We start from the raw sequence: 24,368 nt of genomic DNA, 5'->3' as shown, positions 1-24,368 counted from the left end.
CAAAAATGAAGTCTTTCTGATGAATTCGCCTTCAGAAGTTGCGGGTATGGTTAGATTTTTGTGACTCTTCAGCAGATGTTTTATAGGAGAAGCCAATGAGTTTAGCTGAGCGCAGTCGTAAGGTTTTGATGTCGATCGTGCTGGTGTTGGTGCTGGTGGTGTCAACGGCCTGTAGCGCTGCGCCAACTGCCGATCGCACCAGCGTTCCGACCTACAGCGATACAAATCAATATTCTGAGTTGAGCCGAGGCAACAGCGCTCGCGGACAAGATTTTGGTCAGTGGGTTGTTCAGACTGCACAGGGCGTCGTTTCAGACGCTTACGTGCGTGATGACAACAAGTTGGGCGTCGTGATTACGGATAATGTCCGCCCCAATGAAGTGCGTTCGCTGACGCGATCGCTGGTGGAAGGCTTCCGCAAAAACTTTCCCAACCGCGACCTGAAAGTCCTCGTTTACGCGCCCGACAAAAAGCTGATTCTGACTGCAAACTACGATAATGCCTCGCAGCAAATCGAGTATCAGTAGGTCAGTTTGACCAAATTTGATTGAAATTGGGAGAATTGAAAAATGTCTTCAAGTGACCAATACAAGCGCGAAATTAATCGTGAACTGGCGCAAGGCAATGTCGAATCGCTAAAAGATCTGCCTGCTGATCCAGAGCAAGAATACGAGAACTTTGACGATTTTGCCCAGCGATCGACTCCCGCGCAACGCCGCCAACTGTTCGGTCGCAACATGCACCCCAACACGATTCCGACTCAGCAAATGGAGCCGGAACTGCAAAAGGCGATCGCCCAAATTGCGCCAAACGAGCGCGATGATGTCGCGCGGGAATTCTTCAAGCAGCTTGAAAAGCGCGGCCTGAAAGAGCGCGATCTTGAACGGCAACTTGGCCTTTCGACACACAATCCGAACCGGATGAGCGCGGACGATGTGTCCAAGCTTGCCGCCTTCACCTACCACAACCACCCGGATATTTTCCAAGAGGTGATGGCCGAACAGCCCGCTTTGGTCAAGTTCCTCAGCAATCCGGTTGTCGGTGCAATCATGGGCGCAGTTGCCGCCAAGTGGCTCGGCGGTCGCCGCTAGCTCTGTTTCCGGCAATAACCACCGTAGGGGCATGGCATCGCCGTGCCCTTTGTTTGTTGAGCGCACACCGTCGCCCTGCAACTGCATCCAGAGTCCATCTTGACGGCAAACTCTGTTTCTACAAAATCTTGCCTGATCACCGAGAATTCGATCGCGACTAAATGTATCGGTGCAGTGCAAACGCCGCAAGCACTTCGGTGTAGAGTAGCGATCGACTTCGATTGTGACTGAATCAGACATGGAACGGCAGCAGTTTTCGACCGGAACGCCTTGGGAATCGATCGCAGGATACTCGCGAGCGGTGCGCGTTGGTCAATTCGTCTATGTGGCAGGCACAACGGCCAGCAATGCTGAAGGAGAAATTCAGCATTTGGGCGACCTCTACGGCCAAACAACGTATGTGCTGAAGAAAATTGAGGCGGCACTGCAAGCGCTTGATGCTAGCCTGCGCGACGTGGTGCGGACGCGAGTTTACATCACCAACATGGATGACTGGCAGCAGGCCACCAAAGCACACGGCGAATTTTTTCGCGAAATTCGTCCGGCGAACACGCTGGTTGAAGTGAGTCGCCTTGCCCTGCCGGAGATGCTGGTCGAAATCGAAGTCGATGCTGTTGTCTTGCAGGAAGCGCAATGAAAACCTATGACTCGATCGTAGTGGGTGGCGGACTGGCTGGCTCAGCGATCGCCTACGAACTAGCTCAGGTCGGACAGTCCGTTCTGCTGATTGAACAATCCGCCGCGCCCAAGAACGCGACCCACTACAGCTATGGCGGCATTGCCTACTGGTCAGGCTCCACGCCACTTTTGCAAGCGCTCTGCCGCGAAAGCCAAGAACGTTACTCGCAGCTTTCTGAAGAATTAGGCAGCGACATTGAGTTTCGCGAAGTCGATTTGGTGCTGACGATCGATTCCGATCGCAACCCGGAATCGATCGCCGCCAACTATGCCCGCTGTCAGATTCCACCTTGCCTGATCGATCGCGACACGGCAGTGGCAATCGAACCCTTGCTCGATCGAACCGCGATCGCCGGAGCGCTGCACGCGCGTCACGGTCATGTTTCTCCAACTGCGATCGTGGCGGCCTATCAGCAGGCCATGCAGCGATTGGGTGGCGCGATCGAATACGAACAGGTGCTCGGCTTTGTGCGATCGGGCAATTGCGTAACAGGTGTTCAAACGCAAGATGCAACCTACTCAGCGGCTCAAGTCGTCGTGGCAGCAGGCTCGGCAACTCGGCATTTGGTGCAGTCATTCGCTCCGGTGCGCGTCTACTTTACGATCGCGGAACTGATTGAAACCCCGCCGCTCGAACTGGAACTGCGATCGATCGTCATGCCTGCCGAACTCAAGCGGTTTGCAATGGAAGCGATCGCAGGAGCGGCTGAAACAGATTCCCTGTGGAATCAACCCGATCAGGAAATTGCCGCGCCGATTCTCGATGCGGGCGTGGTGCAGATGCGCGATCGCAGCTTGCGAATCGGTCAAATCAGCCGCACCTTCAGCGATCTAACGATGACGATCGATCGCGCTCAAAGCGAACTGGAAATGCGCGAAGCGATCGCAACCGTGCTGCCCAGCCTCAAAGCTGTACCGGGAGAATGGCGCACCTGCACGGTTGCCTTTAGCGGCGATGGACTGCCGATTGTGGGTGCAGTTCCCGGCGTCGAAAATCTCATCGTGTTCTCTGGCTTTAGCAATCCGTTTGCTCTTGTGCCGCCTGTGGCGCGGCGGTTTGCTCGGCAGCAGGCAGATGATGAAGTTTTGGCGCAGTTGGCGATCGAGCGATTCAGTTCAACCGTGCTGAAGCAGTAGGACGTGGGACGATCGGGCGATCAATCGCCCGATCGCATCTAGAAGAACGCAGGCTGATGGCGAATTAGACTGAGAAATTCTTCTCGCGTTTTCTGGTCATCTTGAAAGACGCCGAGCATAGCGCTGGTCACTGTCCACGAGCCGGGTTTTTGGACGCCGCGCATCACCATACACATGTGCGTCGCTTCCATCACAACGGCGACGCCTTGCGGTTCCAAGATTGACTTGACGGCTTCGGCAATTTGGCGCGTCAGGCGTTCTTGCACCTGCAAACGGCGCGAATACATCTCGACGATGCGGGCGAGCTTGCTCAAACCCACGACTTTTTGATTGGGAATGTAGGCGACATGAACGCGCCCCATAAACGGCAGCATGTGGTGTTCGCACAAGCTGAAGGCGTTGATGTCGCGCACCAAAACCATTTCGTTATGGCCTTCGTCGAAGATCGCGCCGTTCACCAGTTGCTCTAGCGATTGGGCGTAGCCGCTGGTGAGGAACTGCATCGCTTCGGCAACGCGCTTCGGCGTTTTCAGCAGACCTTCGCGATCGGGATCTTCGCCGACGCCCAGCAAAATCTCGCGCACGGCAGCGGTCATCTGCTCGGTGGCTTCGGTCTTGTTCGGCTGCAATTTCGGCTGGTCTTGACCGTTGAGCGTGTTGCGATCGGGACGCACCTCGACATTCAGGCCATCAGTTTCGGTCAGTGCAGCTTTGGGAGCGTTGCCGTTGGGAGAAGCAGTAGTCATAGTTCTGGGAAAAAAATCAACAAAAAGTCAAACGGAGCTTGAAACACGATCGACTACAGCGCCCCCGCACTCGGCGCAATGGTCAGATCTTCAATGACAGCTTGGGCAGGTAAAAGAACCGTATGCAAAATCGTTTGGGCGACCATTTCGGGCGTCAGCATTTGAGCGCGATCGAAATCGGCCTGAACGGTGTCGGTATCCCAAATCGGTGTATTCACCGAGCCTGGAGAAATCGACACGACGCGAATGCCGTGACTGCGTTCTTCCACCGCCAGCGTTTTTGACAAAGCAACGAGGGCGGCTTTGCTGACGCTGTATGCGCCCCAACCTGGAAATGCATTGGCAGCCGCGATCGAGGCAATGTTGACGATCGTGCCGCGCTTGCGATCGCGCATTTGTGGCAAAAAAGCCTGAATGCACTGAAAGACGCTGGTGAGATTGAGCGTCATCACCTGCTGCCAGTCTTCAAGGGAAGTATCGAGCAGCGTATTGGTGTAGCCCATGCCAGCGTTGTTAATCAGCACGTCGATCGGCGCGTCGATCGCTTGCAGCTTGGCTTTGACGGTTTCAACTTCGGCCAGATCGATCGAAACTGCCTGTGCAGTCACGCCGAACGATTGGGCTTTGGCCGCAACCGCTTCGAGCTTGGCGATCGATCGCCCGACCAGCACCAGATGAAAGCCTGCTTGTGCAAACGCGATCGCTGTTGCGTGACCGATACCGCTGCCCGCTCCGGTGATCAGGACGTGGCCTTGTATGGAAGAAGTCATGAATTCTGTTAAAGTCCGCTGCGGTGCGTCCTACGGAATGAGCGACAAAGCCAGCAGCAACACCGACGTAGACAGAAGTTGGCATAGCGGCTAGCCGAGCAACATTGCTTACAAACAGGTGAACAGCAATCGGCTTGTGGAGCGCTAATGAATCTAATCAGCGCTTGTCATGTATCCGAAGGCTGAAAAATTGTAAACAATTGTTGACTTCAGTATTATAGCACTGGCGATCGATGGCAGCAGATTGGTTTCTTTGGGCGATCGCATTCTCAGCTATCGACCCGCTGCTTCAAACTGACCGATCGCCCGAAATTTCTGGTAGCGCAGATCACGTCGCTGCACGTTGCTCATCTGCGTCAATTCCGCCAAGTTCTCTAGCAAAGCCGTTTTCAGCGTTTCTGCCGCCTGAAGCGGATTGGCATGAGCCGCGCCGATCGGTTCTGGCAAAATCTGGTCAAGAATGCCCAACTCCTTCAAATCTTGCGCCGTAATCCGCAAGGCTTCTGCCGCCTGTGGAGCCTTGGCTGCATCGCGCCACAAAATTGCCGCACATGCTTCTGGACTGGCAACCATGTAAACCGAGTGCTCAAACATCAAAAGGCGATCGCCCACGCCGATGCCCAACGCGCCGCCCGACCCGCCTTCGCCAATGATCGTGCAGAGAATCGGTACATCCAGCCGAAACATTTCGCGCAGGTTGTAGGCGATCGCTTCGCCCTGCCCTAAGCGTTCTGCTTCCAGTCCGGCATACGCGCCTGCCGTGTCGATGAAGGTGATGATCGGCATACCAAACCGATTGGCGTGATCCATCAGGCGCATGGCTTTTCGGTAGCCGCTGGGCGAAGCCATCCCAAAATTGCGCGTCACGTTTTCCTTCATGTCGCGGCCTTTTTGGTGACCGAGAATTACGACCGGACGATCTTCCAATCGGGCAACGCCACCGACGATCGCCGGATCGTCATGTCCTGTTCGCCGATCGCCGTGCAGTTCGATCCAGTCGTCGGCGATCGCTTGAATATAGTCGAGCGTGCTGGGGCGGCGGGGGTGGCGAGCTACCTGCAAGCGCTGCGCGGGCGTGAGATTACCGAAAATATCTTGCCGCAGTTGAACGGCTCGCGTTTCAAGCTGGCGAATTTGGTCAGACACATCGACATCGTTTTCTTCGGCCAGTTCGCGAATCTGCCCGATCCGCGCTTCTAGCTCAACGAGCGGTTTTTCAAATTCCAAAAGAATCGGTCTGCGTTCTGTCACTGCCATGTCGCCCAGACAACTCCTAAAACTTGCACGAATGGAAATCGATCGAATCACCGCACAACCATTCAATCTTTAGCATAGCGGCACAAGGGAATTTTCCCTGCGTCAAGTGAGCAGGCGCGATCGATAGGGAAAAGACACCCGCACCAGGAAATCAATTTTCGAGCCGAACGCTCAAGTTCGCTGAAACTAACTCGAACCGCTATCTTGAACCGATTGCGATCGGGTTTCGGCTCAATGCGGCAACAGGAGCGTTGGCAACCGCCCCACTCCCGCCCTGTTCGGATTGACCCGATCGGACGCATGCCGATACACTGTTTGCTGCCAGATCTTTTCGCGGCTGTGACTGAATTTCTCAATATTTGCGATTGCCCTTTAACCCCCTGTCTGCTGCCCTATGAAGCTTTCCGTTGTCATCCCCTGTTTTAATGAGTTCGGCACAATTTCCCAAGTGGTCAAAGCCGTGAAAGCTGCTCCGGTCGAGGCGATCGAAGTAATTATCGTGGACGACTGCTCGACCGATGGCACCCGCGATCTGCTGCAATCGACGATCGAGTCTGAGGTCGATCGCGTCGTATACCATCATCACAATCAGGGCAAAGGTGCAGCCTTGCGAACCGGATTTGCAGCCGCAACGGGCGATATTGTGATCGTGCAAGATGCTGATTTGGAATATGACCCGCAAGAGTTTCCAATTATGATTCAGCCGATCTTGGATAACAAAGCGGACGTTGTCTTTGGGTCGCGGTTTGTCGGTGGCCAACCCCATCGCGTGGTTTACTATTGGCACATGGTTGGCAACCGCTTTTTAACTATGCTCTCGAACATGTTTACTAACATTAACCTCACCGATATGGAGACCTGCTACAAAGCGTTTCGGCGCGAGGTGATCCAGTCGGTGCGAATTCGCGAAAATCGCTTTGGCTTTGAGCCAGAAGTGACAGCAAAGGTGGCGAGAATGGGCTGCCGCATCTACGAAGTTGGAATTTCCTATTACGGACGCACCTACAAAGAAGGCAAAAAAATTGGCTGGAAAGACGGCTTTCGGGCGATCTACTGCATCTTGAAATACAATTTGTTTTCGCGTTAGTTTCGCCCCGCAAAATAACACACTGTTGCAACATTAAGCCCTAACTTTTGCGTCTAAGTTACGCCTAAATTAATTGAATCTCCGCACGACTAAGGAACAACCATGACGATCGACCGTTCATTAGCAAGCCGCGATCGCAAGTGGAATTGGTTAGCGATCGCGCTGATCGTGCCGATTGTACTGCTCTCAATTCGATCGTTTGCCGCTGCCTTTACGCCTGGGCTTAATTCCGATCATGCCGTGCATGTGCTGATGGCTTATCACCTGAAGCTTCCGGACGATTTTTATTACTGGGGACAAGACCGCTTGGGCAGTTTAGTTCCGGTTTTAAGTCATTTTCTGCTCAAAATTCTGCCCTTGCCCGTTGTGGTGGTCGTGTCGATCGTGCAGTATGGACTGTTAATTTTTGGCTACCTTTGCCTTGCAAGCTTGTTGCGTCATGCTGTTTCACGCTTGGCACTCGCCTTAGTATGGTTTTTGCCGCTGGTTCCCTTCACGGAACTCGATTTTATTGGCCAGCCTTATGGTCCGCAGATCGCGCTAATTGGTGCAGCTTGCGTCGCGATCGATCGACTTTCGCAAACGAAAAAAATTGGACAAAAACGATTGTGGCTCGCCACAGCAACCGCCTGTTTGTTCTTCAGCCTGTGGGTGTCTGATTTTACAATCGTTCCTTTATTTTTATTGAGTTTGTGGGGACTGTCGCAGCTTTACAAAGCTTGGAAGCTACGCGAAAAAACGGTGATCAAAGATGCAGTAACCGTTTTGCTAACGGCTGGATTAGGAGTTGCCTTTGTTGAATTTGCCAAAAATAATGCGAGTTCGCGCCGCAACTACAGTTCGTTTGCCACACCGGAACAATCGATCGAGATGCTGCGGCGATTGCTCACTTCCTTTTGGAATACGCTCACCTTTCAAACTAACAATTTGTTTTTAAGCTGGCACGCAATTTTAGCGGTCATTCTGTTAGGCTATTTGGCTTGGGCGATCGCCGCTCACCGTCAGAAAATTCTGCGATCGACTTCTCGCTGGTTTTATTTATTTCTTGGCACGGTTGCAATTGGAATGCCGCTGCTGCTGATTTCGTTTTGGGTGTATCGCAACGGCTTAAATTTGCGCTATTTCACCGTGATTTATGTGATGGCGTGGCTGGCTGTGCTGCTGCTGATTGAAGCTTTACCGACAAACCTTGCTCGCACTGCAACGATTTTGATGCTGATGACGGCGATCGCATCGAGTCTGAGCTTGCCGCTCTTTGTTTACACCATCCAAAGACCGATCGCCCAAATTCAGCAGCTTCAGGAAATCAAAGCGCTGGGAAATGCCGGATTTATCGGAGATTACTGGCGATCGTACATTTTGTGCAGCGTCGATCCGGCCAATCTCAACTGCACGCCTCACGATCCCAAAGGTAAAACGCCCTGCCCACCTGCGGATGCGCCGCCCCACCTGCGTAGCAGTCGGCCAGTGCGAGCGGGAGTGCGCTGCCGTCGCTGCATTCCTCAGGTATTTGCGTCCGATACGATCTATCTGGTTAAAGATAAATGGCTCAACCGATTTCCCGCTGAAACCGAGCAGTTTCGTCGGTGTTTGGTAAGAGCAGGTAGACCGCAAAAAGTTTCAGGCTATACGATCGCGCCCTACCGGATCAAGGCCGCAGCGGAGCGACGAAGCAGCTAGGCCGACAGCAAGAGCGGACGGAAACCGTGCTTCACCGACACCTGACCGATTAGATCCATTTTTTCCAGGGTGATTTGGTTGCGTCCCCAGGAAAAATTGGTGTAGAGCTTTTCAAACTCCAGCAGCATCGATTCGGCAAAGCAGGCGAATAGCTGGCGTGCGGGCACATCCATGTTGACAATGCTCATAATTCGCCAGTCAATATCGAGCGAATGTTCGACAATGCCACCATTGAGGACATGCACGTCGGGATGCTTGACTTTCGTACCGAGGTTTTTCGGATAGCCGCCATCGATCATCAGGCAGGGATGCTTCAGCGTTGCGGTATCGATCTCGACGCCCTTGGGCATACTGGCGACCCAAACCACGATATCCGCCTGCGGTAGGGCTTCTTCCAAACTCATAATTTTGCCGCGTCCCAGTTCAGTCTGTAGCTCGTGCAGGCGCTCTTGATTGCGAGCAATCAGCAGCAGTTCAGCGGCATCCGTGCGGGTATTGAGCCAGCGACAAACTGCGCTGCCAATGTCTCCAGTTGCGCCACAAATGGCGATCGTCGCTTTCGATAAATCAATCCCCAACTGCTTAGAAGCCTGCTCGACCTGACGGCAAATGATGTAGGCCGTGTGCGTATTTCCGGTCGTGAAGCGATCGAACTCCAGCTTCACATTCCGCACCTGCCCGATCTGGGCCAGGTTGAAATTCTCAAAGATAATCGACGAGAAGCCACCCAAAGCCGTGATGTTGATGCCGTGCTTTTGGGCGTGCGCCATTGCGTTAATGATTTTGCGCGTAGCGGCTTTAATCCGGCGAGTTGCCAGCATTTCCGGCAAAAAGCAAGATTCGACGTAGCGGCCTTCGATCTGCTGTCCGGTGACGCTCGTTACCTTGATCGTATCGACAATTTGCGGCGGCGCACTGCACCAAAAATCAAGTCCCTGGTCGGCGTATTCGGGGTATCCTAATTCGCGGGCGACAGACTGGGCGTGTTCTAAGCTTGTGAGATGACCGATTAAACCAAACATGAATGCTTTGATATCCCTATCAATCCGGCTGAAATTGGTGCAGGCGGCGATTCGCTCTTAAAGCAATATCGCACAAAATAAAGACGATACAAATGTTTACGATCGCCCCTACACGGAAATCTTATCGAAATCTTGACGGGCTGGAGCGAAGTTAGGTTTCGGGGAATTGAGGATGAGAGATTAGGGCAGCGGCGAGAACTGTTGGTTTGGCGAGGATTGGGCAAGATGGTGAGGGCGGCAACGACACGCTTGAGCAAGGGATGACAGCCACACTCCTAACTCCCCACACCCGATCGCGCCAGCAGCGGTGCAGCCTTCAGCAGCGTTTGGGTGTAGGGATGCTGTGGGTTTGTGAAAATTTCGTGCGTCGTGTTGAGTTCGACGATTTTTCCGGCGTTCATGACGGCAATGCGATCGCACAAAAATCTGGCAACCCAAAGGTCATGCGTGATGAAAAGATAGGTCAAGTCGAATTCGCGCTTCAGTTCCAGCATCAACTCAAGCACCTGTGCCTGCACGCTGGCATCAAGCATACTGACAGGTTCATCGCAGATCAGCAGTTTGGGACGAGTGATTAGGGCACGGGCGATCGCGACGCGCTGCTGCTGTCCGCCGGATAGATCGCTTGGATAGCGGTGATAGTAGTCGTCTACAGGAGTGAGTCCGACGCGATCGAGCATTTGTTCAACTTGCGCTTTTGCTTCAGTGGGTGTGGCAAGTCGGTGAATCAGCAGCGGATCGGTGATGCTTTGTCCGACCGTCATTTGCGGATTCAGGCAGGCGTGCGGATCTTGAAAGACCATTTGCATCTGGCGACGCTGGGCGCGGAGGCTCGATCGCGACAAGGCGGTTAAATCTTGTCCCAAAAATTCGACTCGTCCTGATGTTGGACGGACAAGCTGCAAAATCGTCCGGGAAAGCGTGCTTTTGCCGCAGCCTGATTCGCCGACTAGACCGAGAATTTCACCGGGATACAGATCGATCGAGATGTCGTCTACGGCTTTGATCGTGCGCTCTTTGGACTCGCTTGCCTTGTTCAGCAGCCGCGCCACAAAGTTTTGCTCTAGCGTGTAGTGCTGCTTCAGGTTTTGCAGACGCAGCAAAGGCGCAACATCCACAGTCGGCAAGGCGGCTGGCGTGGCGGCTTGCAGGTGCAGGGCAGATTCGAGCAGCGATCGCGTATACTCATGCTCTGGCTGCGTCAAAACCGTTTGCACCGCTCCAGTTTCCACGATCTTTCCGGCATTCATCACGGCGATGCGATCGCAATATTCGCCGACCATCGCCAGATCGTGCGAAATCAGCAGCAGCGCCATGTTGCGATCGCGACATAGACGAGTCAATTCCTGCAAAATCTGCGCGGAAACCGTGACATCGAGGCTGGTTGTCGGTTCATCGGCCACAATCAGCTTTGGGTCAAGCAACAAGGCAAGCGCGATCGCGACTCGCTGCCGCATTCCGCCGCTAAATTCGTGCGGATACTGTCCCCAGCGGGTCGCGGGAATTTTGACGGCTTCGAGTGTGGCGATCGCTCTATCTTTTGCAGCCGTTTTAGAAAGTTGCGGCTGATGGGCGAGCAAGGTTTCGAGGCAGTGTTCTCCGATCGTCATGACCGGATCAAGCCGAGTCATCGGGTCTTGAAAAACCAGCGCGACGGCTTCTCCTCGAAACTGGCGGAGGCGATCGATCGAAAAGTCAAAAATCGATTCGCCCGCAAACAAAGCGCGACCCTCGACCCGACTTCCAGACGGCAGTAAACGCATGACCGCACGTCCTAGCGTCGATTTGCCGCAGCCCGATTCGCCCACGAGTCCGAGCTTTTCACCGGGAGAAAGCTGGAAGGAGACATCATCGATCGCGAAGCGCTCCCGTTCCGGTATCGCCCAGGAATCGATCGCGCTGCGAGATGTACGGGGATAGGCGACGCGCAAATTTTCGACGGTCAGTAAAGCTTGAGTCATCCGAGGCAGCGATCGTTTTGCTCTGCGCTGTCATTATACGGGTTTGGATGATGGCTGTTGGGGCGGATTGGCGGATTGGCGATCGCCTCTGCCGGGGGATTCTTCATGGACTAATTACGGGCGTAGGCGTTGGTTGCGGAGCAGTATTGGATTTTTCCAGGACAGTGTTTATCACGGCAATCAGCAACAGGCAGGAGAAAACTCCCATTAAACTCAGAAAAAGAACAACAATATTCCTAATAGACACCTCAACTTTTGGATTCTCAATTTGTCCAGAGGAGTTTTCAGAAGATTGAGAAGATTGTGCAGAGCCACAAGAAGAAGCGTATGAACCGACACTGAATGTAGGGGTGGAAACGGAAACGCCCGAACAACCACTCGAACAGCCGCCGCCACTAGAACAGCTAGTCATTGTCTTGCTCCTTGTGTGCTGTGGATTACCTCGATTTGCTTTTCAGTGTATTTCAGCCCGATCGAAAAAGCAGTAGAGACACATATTTTCATGCCTCTACTGCTTTGAGTAAAACCCGATCGATCTACTTCCGGCGAATCGGTGTACCGCAAGGGTAAGTGGCGACAGGTTGCGGGGCAGGAGTCGCGATCGCCCTCACTTCAACCAACTCATCGGACGGCTTAGCTTGTGCTGCCAAATAATCTTGGCGCAGGTTTTCTAGCAGTTCACTCCGTCGATCGAACAGTCGCTTCAGTGGACGAGGAGGTGTTTGGCTGATCACGTAGGCCGCGAGAATCGGCAGGGCGATCGTGCTGTCGGTGTAGCAGACGATCGTGTTGGGCAGTTCTTCAGGATCGACTTTGCCCCAGCTTACGGCTTCGTTTGGCGTTGCGCCCGAAAGTCCGCCTGTGTCCGGTCGGGCGTCAGTGATTTGCACAAAGTAGTCGTGGCCGCGCTCTTCCAATCCGAGCACTTCGTGAAGCTGCGGCTGCGTTTGCAGCAGGAAGTTTTTCGGACTGCCGCCGCCGATGATCACGGCTGCGCTTTTGCCCTCAACGCCCGGAATGCCGGAATTGCGAGCAGCATAGACGATCGCCGCCGTTTCGTTCACGTCGAGTGAGGGATCGATCATGAGCTGTGAGCCTTCTAGGGAAAGCGCGGCGACGTTCATGCCGATCGAGCTATCGCCCGGAGACGACGTGTAGATCGGAACGCCGCATTCGTAGGCGGTTGCTAGCAGCGAGGGATGCGGAACGCCAAGCTGCTGTTCAATTTGGTGAACCGACTGGCCGAGCAGATAGTGAAATTCTGCCGTGCCCATGCGCTTTTGGAACGGAGCCGCCCGCAGCAGTTCGCGCAGGAAAGCGTCGGTTTCCAGCAGCACATCGTAGCCAAACACAATGTCGTAGATGCGGATGCGACCTTCTTGCCGCAGCTTCACGTCATCCACAAACGGATGGCTGGCGTACAGGTCGAGTCCGAGTCCGTAGTGCAAATCGTGATACAAATTTGCGCCCGTGCTGATGATGTAGTCGATCAGGCCGTGCCGCATCAGCGGAGCAAGGACGGACACGCCAAAGCCTGCGGGCGTCATTGCACCGGACAAACTGAGGCCGACCGTGACGCCTGCCTGCATGACTTCGCGGCTGAGCAGATGGCAGGTTTCGCGCAGACGAGCAGAGTTGTAGGCCGTGAAATAGTTGTCGATCAAGTCCACCACGTTGATGTCGGCGGGCATGGGGACAGGCGCAATTTTGCGGCTGAGCAGTTGTGACATGATTGGCTCCAGTTCAAATGCAAGAAAGGGCGAAAAGACAGTGCGATCGAACAAGCCGCTTTTCTTGAGTCGATCACACGCGATCGACTGCTCAAGACCAGCTAGCTTTGCTCGTTTCAGCAAGTAAATTGAGTGAGAAAAATCTTCAAAGCCTGATCGATCCAGTTCGCGCAGCGTTCCGAAGGCGATCGCCAGCAAACCTATAGTTACAGATCGATCAGTTCATACTGGGTCCTTCGCATCCGTCAACCCAAGACAGAGCCGGATCGCTCAGCCGCCGACGCTGCAATTTCATTTCCAGAGTCCACTGGGGCTGCCAGGGATTTCTAGTTAAAGAAAGGAGGTTCAACGTGCCGCAACCTTTTGCAACATTACCGCTTTAGTGTAGCACTGTTGTTCGGCAGCGACGATCGCGTTTGGGAAGATGATCGCCAGCAAGCGTAACGTCGTTGGAGGGTTCTAGGGTGTGCTAGTTAAATTTCCATCGCGATCTAGGTTTGAAAAATTTGTATTCTTGCAAACATTAATTGCTCAGGCTCAACAAATTCGATTGTGCTTGCACTTACAAAGTGTTTCAAAAAATTTGCAAATCAATTTACTTTCTAAAAAAGATTTACCTGTGGATAGAAGCAGGATTTTAGTTGTGAAATCGATCGCGGTTTGGGTTGATCCCCAGCTAGTTTGACAATAATCTCAGGCTGTTTGTGAAGATAGTGGCGATCGCGTTTTAACAGCTCAAATATGTCTTGTTGTAACCAAAATCTAAAGAAAGTCTATACGTTATTTTTTATTTGGGATCGCTACAGCTTTACTCTGATCTTGTGTTCAGCTTCTTAAGCTTTGTTTTTTGAAGAAAACCTAGATGATACAAAAGAGAACAAATCAAGAAAAAACAATTTCAATCAAAACTCCTATGCAAGGCTCGGACAACATTTCTACCTGCCGACACTGCCGCCACTATCAGCTAGAAGGGCGAAGAGGTGGCAACTGTCAGCAGTTAGGAGCGCTAGTTCAAGGTCGCTGGAAAGCTTGCTCGCTCGCTGTTCCAGCTTTCGTGCGGTCTTGGGAACAAGAAGAAATGCAGGCATGGAAGCTTGAAGCAGTTGAACTAGCCGAAAGCTGTTTTTCAGTGAGTCAATCAACGCTAAGTTCAACTGCTCATTCCTCAACTCACGCAAAAAATTTCGCCAAAGAAAAAGAAGCTGAACCGCGATCGATTGTTCCCATCTCTGCGATCGTGCTATCCCAGCGTAAAGCTTTTCCGCTAGCGCCAACCGCCTAAAGCCCAGAAATATGTTGAAAATCAGCTAGGGAATCGATTTGTCAGGCTGCACTGAGAAGCGATCGATTTGCCAATTCGCGTCTTGCTGCACCAGATCAAGTTCGACGATCGCGGTGCTGTTTTCAAAGTCGATCGCCGCTTCGCAACGACTGGTTGTGACCTTTCCTTCCAGCGTAAATTTTGGACTCAAATTGCAGCTTGCAGGTTCAGCACTTTGAAACGCTCCAAACTGCTGTGAAAGCTGCAAGAAAGTCTGCTGCAAATCTTCTGGCGGCGTCGCTTCAATCAGCGTCGGACTGGCGCGATCGATCAGTGCGGTTGCATTCCATTCTTCAACGATCGTAGGGATGACCTGGTTGGCAAACGCGCGAGACTCTCCGCCCAAGCGAAAAATCGATCGAAATCCTAGCACCACATTCACGGCAATCAAAGCGGCGATCGCCGTCATGCCCGTATACACGAAGCGCTGTCGGTGCGGCGATACCGTTCCGGGAGCGCTTTGCGATCGAGCTGGCTGGGTTATTACAGCGGCGGGCAAATCCAAGCGGCAATCCCAAACGGGCTGCGCTTGACCCGTTTGTTTGCCTGTGACATGCAGCGCTTGGAAAGTCGGGGCAAGCTGGTCGAGTTCGTGCAAGATTGTGGCGATCGCGCTTTGCTGATCGGGAATTTGAGCTGATTCAAGCAGCAAATGCAGGCAGTCGCCTTCTGGCGTGGCGGTTGCGCTTAGCCCGCGACGATGTAGGCAGCAGGTGAGCCAAGTGGCGATCGCCGCTGGATCGCCCTGTCTTGCTCGCTCCAGAATTCGGCGCTGAGTCTTCATAGCGGGTCAAAAGTGGAGGTCGTCCAAGTGGCAGCGAGTCGCATCAACTGCCTGTGAAGCGCCAGGTCTATACCTTCCATTCTCCCGAAGAAATTCAAATTATGCCACTTGCGCCCAGCTACTTCGAGCTGCGCTTCGATCGCTGCTCCAGGCGAAACAGCCAAATCATTAAGGCAACCACGCCGACTTGAAGAGCGAAATTTGGCAGAGTTGTTTCGACATCGCGGCCAGCTAGCAGTTGAAAGAAGAAGATGAATCCACCAATGAAGCCTGACATGCCAAACGCGACATAGATAAACTGGCGCAAGCCTCGGTAGGGTGCTTTGGCTTCCGCTTTGAGGCGAGCGTATTTTTCGGCAGCAATGGGCTGATTGGTGTCGGGATCGATCGGACGGCGGTTAGAAGGCTGTGTCATGAATTTAAGCTTACCAAATGCCACGTCGTCCACTGGGATGCACAGTTGCCCAGTTGGTGCGAGCCATTGATAGCTGTTCGTCGGAAACCTTGGCACCCGTGAGATTTGCGCCGCATAAATTCGCGCCGCGCAAATTGGCGTTGCTCAAATAGGCATAGCTCAGGTCTGCGCCGCGCAAATCGGCTCCGGCTAAATCGGCATGGCTGAGGTAGGCACGGGCGAGGTCGGCATTTTTGAGGACGGCTTGATTGAGGCTGGCGCGGCCAAAATCCGCGCTAAACAAATTGGCATTTTGAAAATTAACTTTGTGCAGCCGTGACTGGTGAAAATTCGCGTTCGACAGCACGGCACGCGGCAAGTTCAGCAAGCTCAAATCGTGGCAAGTAAAGTCACGCTTGCCTTTTGCATAGGCGCTCAGCAGTTCATCGGCACTGAGCTTGGGCGTGACGGCTTTGCTAGCTGAACCGCCGGAGTTGCCGCTGGTCATGGCAGTGGTCGCACCATTGGCGGGCGCGGTGCGAGGGCGCACGGGCAGCGATCGCCGCGCCGTTGTGCTGGTTTGAATGCTGGTGGACTCGGAAGAATTCATGCTCTTGGCGTTGCGAGCGCGAATCGCCGCCGCCATCCGTGCCGAGGGTGACGAGGGCGATGTGGGTTCACCAAAATCAACTGAGTGGCCGCTGCTGCTGGTGGAATCGGACGTGCGGGTCGATCGATTCGACTTCACCACCATGCTTTGCGCCAAGCTGTCGAGATACGGCTCGAGATCCAGCGCTCTGAGGACTTCCGTGGCGTTTTGGTAGCGATGGCGAACGGAAACTTCCAGCATTTTCCGCAGCACACCCGCAAAGTGTTCGCTGATGTGGACGTATTTTTCCCACATCAGTTCGCCCGTTGTCGGGTCATAGTCGAGATCTTTTGGCGATTTTCCGGTCAGTAAATAGATGCAGGACACGCCCAGGGCATAGATATCGCTGGCATAAACGGGACGCATTGCCATTTGTTCAGGCGGCGCATATCCGGGTGTGCCGATCGCATAAGCGGTGAGTGCGGTTTGCTCGGACGCTCCGGCTCGCTGCGGATTGACTTGATCTTTGACTGCACCAAAGTCGATCAAAACGAGTTTTTTGTCTTGCGATCGCCGAATCAAGTTGGCGGGCTTGATGTCGCGGTGAATCACCTGCTGACTGTGAATGTATTGCAGCATCGGCAGCACTTCGCTGAGGAACTGCTTGACGCCTGCTTCGCTAAACGGCCCCGATCGCTTCACTTCCTGCTGGAGCGTTGAGCCGCTGATATATTCCTGGACAAGATAAAATTCCTGATTCGCCTCGAAGTAGTCAAGCAGGCGCGGCACTTGCGGGTGGTTGCCAATTTTGCCGAGCGTTTTGGCTTCGCGCTTGAACAGCTCCCGCGCCATCTGCATCACGTGGGGCGAGGTGGCCGCAGGTCGCAACTGCTTAATCACGCAGTAGGGACTGCCCGGCAGCGATTCGTCTTTAGCCAGGAAAGTCGCCCCAAATCCACCTTGACCGAGGGCTTGCATGACGCGATAGCGATCGCGCAGCAGCAGCTTTGACCCACAGGCTTGACAAAGCTCGGTGTGCGTCAGGTTTTCCGGGTGTGGGCAGACAGGATTAAGGCAGTAACTCATTCGGCATTGCTCGCTCGCTGGGTTATTCGCCCATGATTTCGGGTAAAGGTGCGATAGGCTGCACCCGACCTACCTCCATTATCTTTCCAAGAAAGACGAGATAAAGCGCGATTTCTGCGGGAATTCTCTTGAAGAGTTGCTAAAGCTATCCTCATTTTGCTTGAAATTTCCATAAAAGCCCATATACCTGCGGTCAAGTCGCTCGATAAATATCACCTTTGGCACTGGTAGCGTTACAGAACGATAAAATATGGGGGCACGATCGCACCCCAACGTTTGACCATGCGGATTTCTTTGAACTGGCTACGAGAACTCGTCGAACTGACGCAACCGCCCGAAGAGTTAGCGGAAACGTTGACGATGGCAGGGTTTGAAGTCGAAGAAATTGAAGACCGCCGCACCTGGGCAGAAGGCGTTGTTGTCGGTCGCGTCGTCGATCGCCAGCCGCATCCAAACGCGGACAAACTCAGCGTTTGCACCGTTGATATTGGAGCGGATGCGCCTTCGACGATCGTGTGTGGGGCAGCGAATGTGCGAGCCGATATTTTTGTACCTGTCGCGACGATCGGCACGTATCTGCCGAAGATCGATCTCAAGATTCGTCCCCGCAAGCTGCGCGATGTGCCGTCTGAAGGCATGATCTGTTCCTTGTCCGAATTGGGATTGGCAAAAGAATCTGAAGGTATTTACATCTTCGAGCAGTCTGACCTGCATCCGGGCGCGGATGCGCGGCCTTATCTAGGTCTCGATGATGTAGTGCTGGATCTGACTTCGACCGCGAATCGAGCTGACGCGCTCAGCATGGTGGGTGTTGCTCGCGAAGTCGCCGCCTTGACCGGACAAACCTTGAAGCTACCCGAAGTGCCTGACTTGGCGATCGATCCCCACGCAACAGGCTTAAGCGTGAATCTGGCCGCTCAGCAAGCCTGCCCAGTCTTCATCGGCACGGCGATCGAAGGCGTGAAAATTGCGCCGTCTCCGGCTTGGCTCCAGCGTCGCTTGCAGGCGGCAGGAACACGCCCGATCAACAACGTGGTTGACATTACAAATTATGTCTTGCTGGAGTGGGGTCAGCCGCTCCACGCTTTCGATCGCGACCGACTCCGCCAAGCTGGGGGAAGCGACGATTTGGCGATCGGCGTGCGTCACGCTAGTCCGGGCGAAACCTTGACGACGCTGGACGGACAAACGCGATCGCTCACCGATCAAACCTTGCTGATTACCGCGAACGATCGCCCTGTCTCCCTAGCAGGTGTGATGGGCGGCGAGATGACCGAAGTTCATCCCGACACCCAAAATTTGCTGCTAGAAGCAGCGTGGTTCGATACGGTTGCGATTCGGCGCTCAGCGCGATCGCAAGGAATGCGAACAGAAGCGTCAGCCCGCTACGAGCGCGGCGTGAATCAGGCGGAACTGGGAATTGCTTGCCGCCGCGCCATTCACTTAATTTTGTCGTTGGCTGGCGGCACGGTGGGAGCGCAGGCGATCGCCGATTCGCGTCCCACTCAGTCCACCCGGACGATCGAACTGCGGCTCGATCGCGTCAATCAGGTATTGGGACCGATCGACTTGGGTGCGGATCTGCCCGCCATACCGAGTACCGAAGCAGATGCGATCGAGGAAACAGGCGAACTGCAAGCCGAAGATGTTGAGCGAATTTTGACGACGCTGGGCTGTCGGCTGATGCCCGTTGAAGCGGGGCAAGTGTGGAACGTTACGGTTCCGCCGTATCGCTATCGAGATTTGGAGCGCGAAATTGATTTGATCGAAGAAGTGGCGCGGCTGTACGGGTACAACAATTTCTGCGATACGCTGCCTGCCAAAACTGAGTATGGCTATTTGTCGATCGAGCAAGCCCTGACGCGCAAAATTCATCAGGCGTTTCGTGCCGTTGGGCTGACTGAGGCCATTCACTACTCGCTGGTCAAAACCGAAGGCGAAAATCAAGTCGTACTTGCCAATCCGCTGTTCACCGAATATTCCGCCCTCCGCACCGAATTGATTTCCGGCTTGATCGATGCGTTCCAGTACAACCTGGAGCAGAACAACGGAGCGCTGAATGCGTTTGAAATTGGGCGCGTCTTTTGGCGCGAAGAAGAAGGACTCAGCGAAGCCGATCGCGTCGCGGGAATCATCGGTGGCGATTCCACTCAAGGCCGCTGGGTGCGCTCTGGCCGCGAACAGCCCCTTACTTGGTTTGAAGCCAAGGGAATGCTTGAGAGCGCATTTGAGCGGTTGGGACTCGATGTGGAATATCAGCCCGATCGTCTAGATGCCCGTCTTCATCCTGGACGCACCGCTTCCCTGTGGATTCGCGGCGAAAGATTGGGCACGTTCGGCCAGCTTCATCCTCAACTACGACAGTCTCGCGGTTTGCCAGATGCCATATATGTTTTCGAGCTTGACCTGGATGTGCTGCTCGATGCGCTCGATCGCGATGATTTGATTACGCCGCAGTTCCAGCCCTATTCGCCCTATCCGGCTTCCGATCGCGATCTGGCCTTTTTCGTGCCGACGCAAGTTTCGGTCGCAGAACTCGAACGGGTAATGCGAAAAGCGGGCGGCAACCTGCTCGATCGCGTCGAGCTATTTGATGAATATCGTGGCGCAAACGTCCCTGAAGGCAAACGCAGCTTGGCGTTCCGCCTTACCTATCGGGCGAGCGATCGCACCTTGACCGACACGGATGTGGAACCCGTTCAGCAAAAGGTGCGTGAAGCCTTGGAAGAAAAATTTCAGGTGGAGTTGCGATCGTAGAGACGTGAAAAAGCCGATCGCTCGATCGGCCTTCCGTTGAATGAATTTGCCAAAAGTCTACAGGCTAGGAGTTTTGCCTGTTTCAGCCTGAGTCGGAATCGGCTGCACTTCGCTGTAACCCATGTCGCGAGCAACTTCGCGCAACATCGTGATTTGCTCTTGGAACTCTAGCCCTTCAATTTGCTTGAGCGCATTGTTAATGGTGTCGGTTGCCTGATAGTCACCCGGCATTCCTACGACCGTATCACCCATCGCCTGCGCCCAAGCGTACCAAACCATCAACTGATTATTTTCTTTCAGAGCGCCATAAGCGCGAGAGAGTTCGGTATCTTCCTTGTTGACGATCGCTCGCATTCCCGCCAACTGTTCATCATCCGACAGTTCAAAAAACTGTCCCATCAGCAGCGGTGTCAGTTCGGGATCAGTCGCACTCGGAGCCGCAGGCGTAACCGAATCGCCCATCTTCTTGTAGATCAGGTAAAACAGCGCCAGCTTGTCATCGGTTCCCAGCTTTTTGAATGCCTCTGTTGCTTGCTTGGTTTCATCTGGCATCGCTGACATGTTGTCTGCCTTCATTCGCGCCTCCAAGAATTTTATTAATTTGCATCCTAGAAGTATCAGAATTGACGATTTCAAAGCGCCCTCCAAGAGAAGGAAGCCCGCCTCAGTCTCAAGGCAGAAGTAACAAAAGCAGCTTGTGCCATCTCAACAACTGAAACCTGCGACTGTAAACTCGTGGTTGCATTGGGTATGCTGGCATTGGGTTTTAGTTTGGAGTTGCACTTGTGTTGACTAGAAAACGGCCAGCGGCAACGCAGCCGATCGATTCTGCCCCCCGACTCGTCTCCAGCAAGCATCTCGATTTGGTGCTGCTGGCCTGCTGTTCTTGCCTGCTGACGGTTATGTGTCATTCAACGGCAAACCTCCTGCCCCAAAGCGCGACCAGCATGGCGATCGAATCGTCGCCCGCTGCGAGTGCCGGACAAACCAATTTTTATGTGCGATCGGCCTTGCTGTCGGCCTATCAAAGCAAAGGCAAATCTGAAGTGGCTGAAGACAGCTAGGCAGGTGGCGTCTTCGTGCCGTGCGTCGGGCAGGGCGGAGCCGAAATCGATCGATCGAGCCATCCGGTTGCCTGCTGAAGTCGCGCCAGTGCTTCTTCCGGCTGGTCTTTGAGCAGATAGACGAGGGCGATCGCTGCCTGTTCACCGCAGCGTGCTTTACGATTTGATTTGAGCCGATGCCAATCGTTCGGTCGAATTGCCAATCGTTCCGCGAGAACTTGCGCCAGTTCGATCGTATCGACTTGGCTGAGGTCGTGCTGACGAGGTGCAGCGATCGAAACGGCACCGACAGAAGGAAGATTTGACATAGGAAAAGCGATCGAGGTTTGCCTCTAGGCTACCAAACTCAAGCGGCAATTTGGCACGTTGTGACTTAAGCCAAACCTTTGCCGCTTGATAACGCATCCTTTTGCCGAAGTTCAATTTAAAATGCTGATTCTAAGTAGCTGGTCAAGATTATTTGTAATCTGCGTTGCCTTTGCCCTCATCCCCTTGAATGGTGTTCCACTACTTAAAAATAGTAAAACCTTTATTCTGAGAAAGTTTCATGCTTCATACCGTCACGCCGCGAATTTGAAAGTCGCGCCATTGCTTATGAAAACGTACACAAAGTGCCGCGTCTGCAAAGTCACAAGCAAGACCCCCAAAATGATTAAACATAAAACGAATAGACCCAGCAACGATCGCCAAGGGGTCTACTGGTATTGGACTTGTTTTTAACCAGGGGAAGCTATTGAGAAAATCAAGTTGATTCCTTAGCTGAAGTGAGCAATTGAACCGTGCCAGCCAGCAAAACGGAACTTCATGTGCTGCAATGGTAAATAAACATTTTTCCTGGCAGATATTTTAACGATGAACGAAGATAAAACGATCGAATTTCGCGATCGCCTCACGCCATCTGCTGCCGCTTTAGTGGAGCGGGCAACGGGCACGATCGAACTGCCAATGCTTGAAGCCATTCTAGACACTTGTGAAGCGCTGCAAATTAGCAGCACGAGCGATTTGCCGATCGTGTCGATGGAGCGCGATATTCATTTGGCAAGCGGAACTTATCATCTCAATATTCGCCGATTGAACAGCAGCAATCCTCCCGGTAAATTTCAGATTTTAATTACTCGTGAACTGGCTTCAGGTTTGATTTAATTGCAGCAAAAAACTACCTCCCTCGAAGTTGAGGAAGATAGTTTGGGAGGTTGCGCGATCGATTAAAGGATCGTGGCAATTTCCTTTAGGTAAACCCGGCTGAACGGTTCATTTTCGCCAAGCTGATATTGCTCCATCAGGCCTTTACGCTGAATGGTGATGGTGTCTTGCTGACGAATGGCGATCGTAGTGTCCTCAAACACATCGCGAGCTAGCATCATTTCAATTTCAGTTGGATTGTCGAGAAACAGCAAATTGCTGCCGTAGTAGAACATGCCTTCCTCATCCAAAATATCTTCCCAATATTCGGCAATGAGCAAATCGAGTTTGGGATGGCGCAGCATATTTTGAATGTTTGTGTTGTAGTCGGGATGCTGCGCTTTTTGCGATCGATTAATCAACACTGCCTCACGACAAACCGCCCCAACCGTCCAATCAGGATGCTGAAGCAGAATGTAGTCGATCATTTCCTGCAATTCCTGCGCCGTAACGCGATTGCAGGTAATAATCGGGATTCGCGCTTCATGGCTAGAGTCAAAAAAAGTCTTGAGAATGTGTGAAGGAACATCGACACTCGCACCGATCGCAGGCTTGAGGTGCATGTAAACACCAGGCGCGGCATTGATTTCAATGATGCCGAAATTTCCGGTTTTCCAAGACTGAGAAAGGTCTTGACTGATCACATCAATGCCCAGGCAAGTTAAGCGGAAATGCTGCGCCACATCCTGTGCCAAAATCACGTTGTCCAGGTGAATATTGTGCGTAGCATCGATGCTTAATCCGCCTGCGGAAAGATTGGCAACTTTGCGTAAGAAAATGCGGCGATCGCGTTCTGGAATGCTATCTAACGTCAATTTTTGCTCGTGCAAATAGCGCTCCATTGCCTCATCGCATTTGATTTTGCCCATCGGTGAAGTCGGCGTGTCGGAACGTTCTGGCTTGCGATTTTCGCGATCGATCAATTCTTGAATCGTTGAATCGCCATCCCCCACAACTGAAGCGGGCTGACGTTCGGTCGCGGCGACAAAGCGACCATTCACGCACAGCAACCGATAATCTTTGCCGGAAATGCTTTTTTCGACAATCACTTCAACAGGCTGATTGGGTTCGATCGCAGCGACGGCTCGATCGAACGCTTGCTCTAGCTCGTCGGCATCTTGCACATCAGCCGTAACGCCATTGCCTTTGTGTCCGACCACAGGCTTGATGGCGACCGGATAGCCGATGCGCTTGGCAACGGTCAGCGCTTCGGCCAAGCGAAAAACGATTTCGCCTTTGGGAACCGGAAAGCCCATTGTGCTGAGCAGTGCTTTACAGTCGTCTTTGCGCGTGGTAAAATCCGAATCGAGGTGGCTGTCAGTATCAAACGTGGTTGCGGTGCCGCGCACCTGATGCTTGCCGTAGCCATACTGCATCAGACCTTCATCCCACAGGTAAAATGTGGGAATGCTCAAATCATCAGCGGTTTTCAAAAGTGCGTAGACCGTTGGGCCACCATAGACCGATCGCCGAAATGAGTCTTGTAGCACTTCGATCTGGTCATCGATCGAAAACGCTTGCCGCTTAGAAATCGCCTCGAACCAATCCCAAACGCAGTAAACGATCGCGCGACTGGTGCGGGCATGAAGCGACTGGACAGCAATGCGCGTATAAGCTTCTGTTGGCTTTTGGCTCCAGCGGTTCAGATGCAGATCCATTTCTAGCTGGCTGACTTCGGCCACCGTGCGAGCAAACAAATGAGCGTAAGAGTCGTATTCTTCTTCGCGTAGATGCAGATAGCGATCGCCAATTGCCTCAATGTAATCTTCTAGCGGCAGCGGCTCGGCATTGTTGGTTAACGCAAAATCAAACACATAAGCGGGTGCATTTAAGTAGGGATTTGCCCCAATAAAATATCTGAAATTGAATGCATCAAATACATCAGTTTTTCTGGCATTAACGCGAACAATTTCGCGATCGTGTTCAAGAATCATTTTGAGAGTTTTAACTATTCCTCACCAGATCTAGCGCTGACCTCTCAAGGATTCATCTATCGCAAGACGCGATCGAGGGCAGAGGACGAGGCAGAAGA

Annotated in this window: 22 protein-coding genes; 10 read left to right on the top strand and 12 right to left on the bottom strand. The window is 53.1% G+C overall.

Annotated features, from left to right (window positions below; all coding sequences use genetic code 11):
* Nucleotides 1-95: 95 nt before the first annotated feature.
* The 4 genes from H6F67_RS11960 to H6F67_RS11945 all read left to right on the top strand — a co-directional run bounded on the left by H6F67_RS11960 (nucleotide 96) and on the right by H6F67_RS11945 (nucleotide 2,906).
* On the top strand, nucleotides 96-527 hold the full coding sequence (locus H6F67_RS11960) for a hypothetical protein (RefSeq protein WP_190766632.1): 432 nt from the start codon (nucleotides 96-98) through the stop codon (nucleotides 525-527).
* A gap of 42 nt (nucleotides 528-569) precedes the next feature.
* Nucleotides 570-1,091, top strand: a complete 522-nt coding sequence (locus H6F67_RS11955) for a hypothetical protein (protein WP_190766631.1) — start codon at nucleotides 570-572, stop codon at nucleotides 1,089-1,091.
* A gap of 223 nt (nucleotides 1,092-1,314) precedes the next feature.
* Nucleotides 1,315-1,728: a RidA family protein gene (locus H6F67_RS11950; RefSeq protein WP_199304371.1), complete on the top strand. Its 414-nt coding sequence runs from the start codon at nucleotides 1,315-1,317 to the stop codon at nucleotides 1,726-1,728.
* Nucleotides 1,725-2,906, top strand: coding sequence for an FAD-binding oxidoreductase (locus H6F67_RS11945; protein WP_190766629.1), 1,182 nt, complete (start codon nucleotides 1,725-1,727; stop codon nucleotides 2,904-2,906). Before H6F67_RS11950 ends, H6F67_RS11945 begins: the two co-directional genes overlap by 4 nt.
* Before the next feature lie 38 nt (nucleotides 2,907-2,944).
* Here H6F67_RS11945 and folE read toward each other — a convergent pair whose 3' ends face one another.
* The 3 genes from folE to accA all read right to left on the bottom strand — a co-directional run bounded on the left by folE (nucleotide 2,945) and on the right by accA (nucleotide 5,679).
* Entirely contained in the window at nucleotides 2,945-3,652 is a 708-nt protein-coding gene (gene folE, locus H6F67_RS11940) for a GTP cyclohydrolase I FolE (protein ID WP_190766627.1), read from the bottom strand.
* A 53-nt stretch (nucleotides 3,653-3,705) separates the two neighbouring features.
* Nucleotides 3,706-4,422: an SDR family oxidoreductase gene (locus H6F67_RS11935; protein ID WP_190766625.1), complete on the bottom strand. Its 717-nt coding sequence runs from the start codon at nucleotides 4,420-4,422 to the stop codon at nucleotides 3,706-3,708.
* A 273-nt stretch (nucleotides 4,423-4,695) separates the two neighbouring features.
* Nucleotides 4,696-5,679, bottom strand: a complete 984-nt coding sequence (gene accA, locus H6F67_RS11930; RefSeq protein ID WP_190766623.1) for an acetyl-CoA carboxylase carboxyl transferase subunit alpha — start codon at nucleotides 5,677-5,679, stop codon at nucleotides 4,696-4,698.
* A gap of 394 nt (nucleotides 5,680-6,073) precedes the next feature.
* Here accA and H6F67_RS11925 point away from each other — a divergent pair, with 394 nt between their 5' ends.
* Nucleotides 6,074-6,766 (top strand): glycosyltransferase family 2 protein, encoded by a 693-nt coding sequence (locus tag H6F67_RS11925; RefSeq protein ID WP_190766620.1) that lies wholly within the window; start codon nucleotides 6,074-6,076, stop codon nucleotides 6,764-6,766.
* Between the two features lie 102 nt (nucleotides 6,767-6,868).
* Complete coding sequence (locus H6F67_RS11920; RefSeq protein WP_190766618.1) at nucleotides 6,869-8,446, top strand: hypothetical protein; 1,578 nt, start codon at nucleotides 6,869-6,871, stop codon at nucleotides 8,444-8,446.
* Here the strand turns inward: H6F67_RS11920 and H6F67_RS11915 are convergent.
* From H6F67_RS11915 to speY, 3 genes are all read right to left on the bottom strand, one after another.
* Nucleotides 8,443-9,468, bottom strand: coding sequence for a long-chain acyl-[acyl-carrier-protein] reductase (locus H6F67_RS11915; RefSeq protein ID WP_190766616.1), 1,026 nt, complete (start codon nucleotides 9,466-9,468; stop codon nucleotides 8,443-8,445). The genes H6F67_RS11920 and H6F67_RS11915 overlap by 4 nt on opposite strands.
* Nucleotides 9,469-9,743: 275 nt before the next feature.
* A complete protein-coding gene (locus H6F67_RS11910; RefSeq protein WP_190766614.1) occupies nucleotides 9,744-11,429 on the bottom strand; it encodes an ABC transporter ATP-binding protein in 1,686 nt (561 codons plus the stop codon).
* A 536-nt stretch (nucleotides 11,430-11,965) separates the two neighbouring features.
* Nucleotides 11,966-13,159, bottom strand: coding sequence for a homospermidine biosynthesis protein (speY, locus tag H6F67_RS11900; RefSeq protein ID WP_190766610.1), 1,194 nt, complete (start codon nucleotides 13,157-13,159; stop codon nucleotides 11,966-11,968).
* Between the two features lie 913 nt (nucleotides 13,160-14,072).
* Here speY and H6F67_RS11895 point away from each other — a divergent pair.
* Entirely contained in the window at nucleotides 14,073-14,441 is a 369-nt protein-coding gene (locus H6F67_RS11895; protein WP_190766739.1) for a hypothetical protein, read from the top strand.
* A 25-nt stretch (nucleotides 14,442-14,466) separates the two neighbouring features.
* On the opposite strand, the gene H6F67_RS11890 is transcribed toward H6F67_RS11895, so the two are convergent.
* The 3 genes from H6F67_RS11890 to H6F67_RS11880 form a co-directional block, all read right to left on the bottom strand.
* Nucleotides 14,467-15,264 carry a hypothetical protein gene (locus tag H6F67_RS11890; protein ID WP_190766608.1) on the bottom strand — a complete coding sequence of 266 codons (798 nt, stop codon included), beginning with the start codon at nucleotides 15,262-15,264 and terminating at the stop codon, nucleotides 14,467-14,469.
* A gap of 118 nt (nucleotides 15,265-15,382) precedes the next feature.
* Nucleotides 15,383-15,679, bottom strand: coding sequence for a DUF3493 domain-containing protein (locus H6F67_RS11885; protein ID WP_190766606.1), 297 nt, complete (start codon nucleotides 15,677-15,679; stop codon nucleotides 15,383-15,385).
* Nucleotides 15,680-15,689: 10 nt separating this feature from the next.
* Complete coding sequence (locus H6F67_RS11880; protein ID WP_190766604.1) at nucleotides 15,690-17,333, bottom strand: serine/threonine-protein kinase; 1,644 nt, start codon at nucleotides 17,331-17,333, stop codon at nucleotides 15,690-15,692.
* A gap of 282 nt (nucleotides 17,334-17,615) precedes the next feature.
* Between H6F67_RS11880 and pheT the strand changes: the two genes are divergently transcribed.
* Nucleotides 17,616-20,090, top strand: a complete 2,475-nt coding sequence (pheT, locus tag H6F67_RS11875) for a phenylalanine--tRNA ligase subunit beta (RefSeq protein ID WP_190766602.1) — start codon at nucleotides 17,616-17,618, stop codon at nucleotides 20,088-20,090.
* A 57-nt stretch (nucleotides 20,091-20,147) separates the two neighbouring features.
* Here pheT and H6F67_RS11870 read toward each other — a convergent pair whose 3' ends face one another.
* Nucleotides 20,148-20,666 (bottom strand): orange carotenoid protein N-terminal domain-containing protein, encoded by a 519-nt coding sequence (locus H6F67_RS11870; RefSeq protein WP_190766600.1) that lies wholly within the window; start codon nucleotides 20,664-20,666, stop codon nucleotides 20,148-20,150.
* 209 nt (nucleotides 20,667-20,875) lie between these two features.
* Between H6F67_RS11870 and H6F67_RS11865 the strand changes: the two genes are divergently transcribed.
* Complete coding sequence (locus H6F67_RS11865; protein WP_190766598.1) at nucleotides 20,876-21,154, top strand: hypothetical protein; 279 nt, start codon at nucleotides 20,876-20,878, stop codon at nucleotides 21,152-21,154.
* Here the strand turns inward: H6F67_RS11865 and H6F67_RS11860 are convergent.
* On the bottom strand, nucleotides 21,151-21,462 hold the full coding sequence (locus tag H6F67_RS11860; protein WP_190766597.1) for a DUF6439 family protein: 312 nt from the start codon (nucleotides 21,460-21,462) through the stop codon (nucleotides 21,151-21,153). The two genes, H6F67_RS11865 and H6F67_RS11860, sit on opposite strands and share 4 nt — an antisense overlap.
* A 544-nt stretch (nucleotides 21,463-22,006) precedes the next feature.
* Between H6F67_RS11860 and H6F67_RS11855 the strand changes: the two genes are divergently transcribed.
* Nucleotides 22,007-22,297, top strand: a complete 291-nt coding sequence (locus H6F67_RS11855) for a hypothetical protein (protein ID WP_190766594.1) — start codon at nucleotides 22,007-22,009, stop codon at nucleotides 22,295-22,297.
* 62 nt (nucleotides 22,298-22,359) lie between these two features.
* Here H6F67_RS11855 and H6F67_RS11850 read toward each other — a convergent pair whose 3' ends face one another.
* Entirely contained in the window at nucleotides 22,360-24,270 is a 1,911-nt protein-coding gene (locus H6F67_RS11850) for an acetate--CoA ligase family protein (protein ID WP_190766592.1), read from the bottom strand.
* Between the last annotated feature and the right edge of the window lie 98 nt (nucleotides 24,271-24,368).

The organism is Microcoleus sp. FACHB-1515, assembly GCF_014696105.1.
Lineage (GTDB): Bacteria > Cyanobacteriota > Cyanobacteriia > Elainellales > Elainellaceae > JAAUTJ01.
The sequence above is the reverse complement of the archived record's forward strand: the minus strand, read 5'-3'. Positions and strand labels throughout refer to the sequence as shown.

Coding starts and splice junctions, on each gene's coding strand:
- H6F67_RS11890 (WP_190766608.1), bottom strand. CDS start 15,264: ATGAAGACTCAGCGCCGAATTCTGGAGCGAGCAAGACAGGGCGATCCA.
- H6F67_RS11850 (WP_190766592.1), bottom strand. CDS start 24,270: ATGATTCTTGAACACGATCGCGAAATTGTTCGCGTTAATGCCAGAAAA.
- H6F67_RS11925 (WP_190766620.1), top strand. CDS start 6,074: ATGAAGCTTTCCGTTGTCATCCCCTGTTTTAATGAGTTCGGCACAATT.
- speY (WP_190766610.1), bottom strand. CDS start 13,159: ATGTCACAACTGCTCAGCCGCAAAATTGCGCCTGTCCCCATGCCCGCC.
- H6F67_RS11960 (WP_190766632.1), top strand. CDS start 96: ATGAGTTTAGCTGAGCGCAGTCGTAAGGTTTTGATGTCGATCGTGCTG.
- H6F67_RS11855 (WP_190766594.1), top strand. CDS start 22,007: ATGAACGAAGATAAAACGATCGAATTTCGCGATCGCCTCACGCCATCT.
- H6F67_RS11910 (WP_190766614.1), bottom strand. CDS start 11,429: ATGACTCAAGCTTTACTGACCGTCGAAAATTTGCGCGTCGCCTATCCC.
- H6F67_RS11880 (WP_190766604.1), bottom strand. CDS start 17,333: ATGAGTTACTGCCTTAATCCTGTCTGCCCACACCCGGAAAACCTGACG.
- H6F67_RS11955 (WP_190766631.1), top strand. CDS start 570: ATGTCTTCAAGTGACCAATACAAGCGCGAAATTAATCGTGAACTGGCG.
- H6F67_RS11945 (WP_190766629.1), top strand. CDS start 1,725: ATGAAAACCTATGACTCGATCGTAGTGGGTGGCGGACTGGCTGGCTCA.
- accA (WP_190766623.1), bottom strand. CDS start 5,679: ATGGCAGTGACAGAACGCAGACCGATTCTTTTGGAATTTGAAAAACCG.
- H6F67_RS11895 (WP_190766739.1), top strand. CDS start 14,073: ATGCAAGGCTCGGACAACATTTCTACCTGCCGACACTGCCGCCACTAT.
- H6F67_RS11860 (WP_190766597.1), bottom strand. CDS start 21,462: ATGTCAAATCTTCCTTCTGTCGGTGCCGTTTCGATCGCTGCACCTCGT.
- H6F67_RS11935 (WP_190766625.1), bottom strand. CDS start 4,422: ATGACTTCTTCCATACAAGGCCACGTCCTGATCACCGGAGCGGGCAGC.
- pheT (WP_190766602.1), top strand. CDS start 17,616: ATGCGGATTTCTTTGAACTGGCTACGAGAACTCGTCGAACTGACGCAA.
- folE (WP_190766627.1), bottom strand. CDS start 3,652: ATGACTACTGCTTCTCCCAACGGCAACGCTCCCAAAGCTGCACTGACC.
- H6F67_RS11885 (WP_190766606.1), bottom strand. CDS start 15,679: ATGACACAGCCTTCTAACCGCCGTCCGATCGATCCCGACACCAATCAG.
- H6F67_RS11920 (WP_190766618.1), top strand. CDS start 6,869: ATGACGATCGACCGTTCATTAGCAAGCCGCGATCGCAAGTGGAATTGG.
- H6F67_RS11870 (WP_190766600.1), bottom strand. CDS start 20,666: ATGAAGGCAGACAACATGTCAGCGATGCCAGATGAAACCAAGCAAGCA.
- H6F67_RS11915 (WP_190766616.1), bottom strand. CDS start 9,468: ATGTTTGGTTTAATCGGTCATCTCACAAGCTTAGAACACGCCCAGTCT.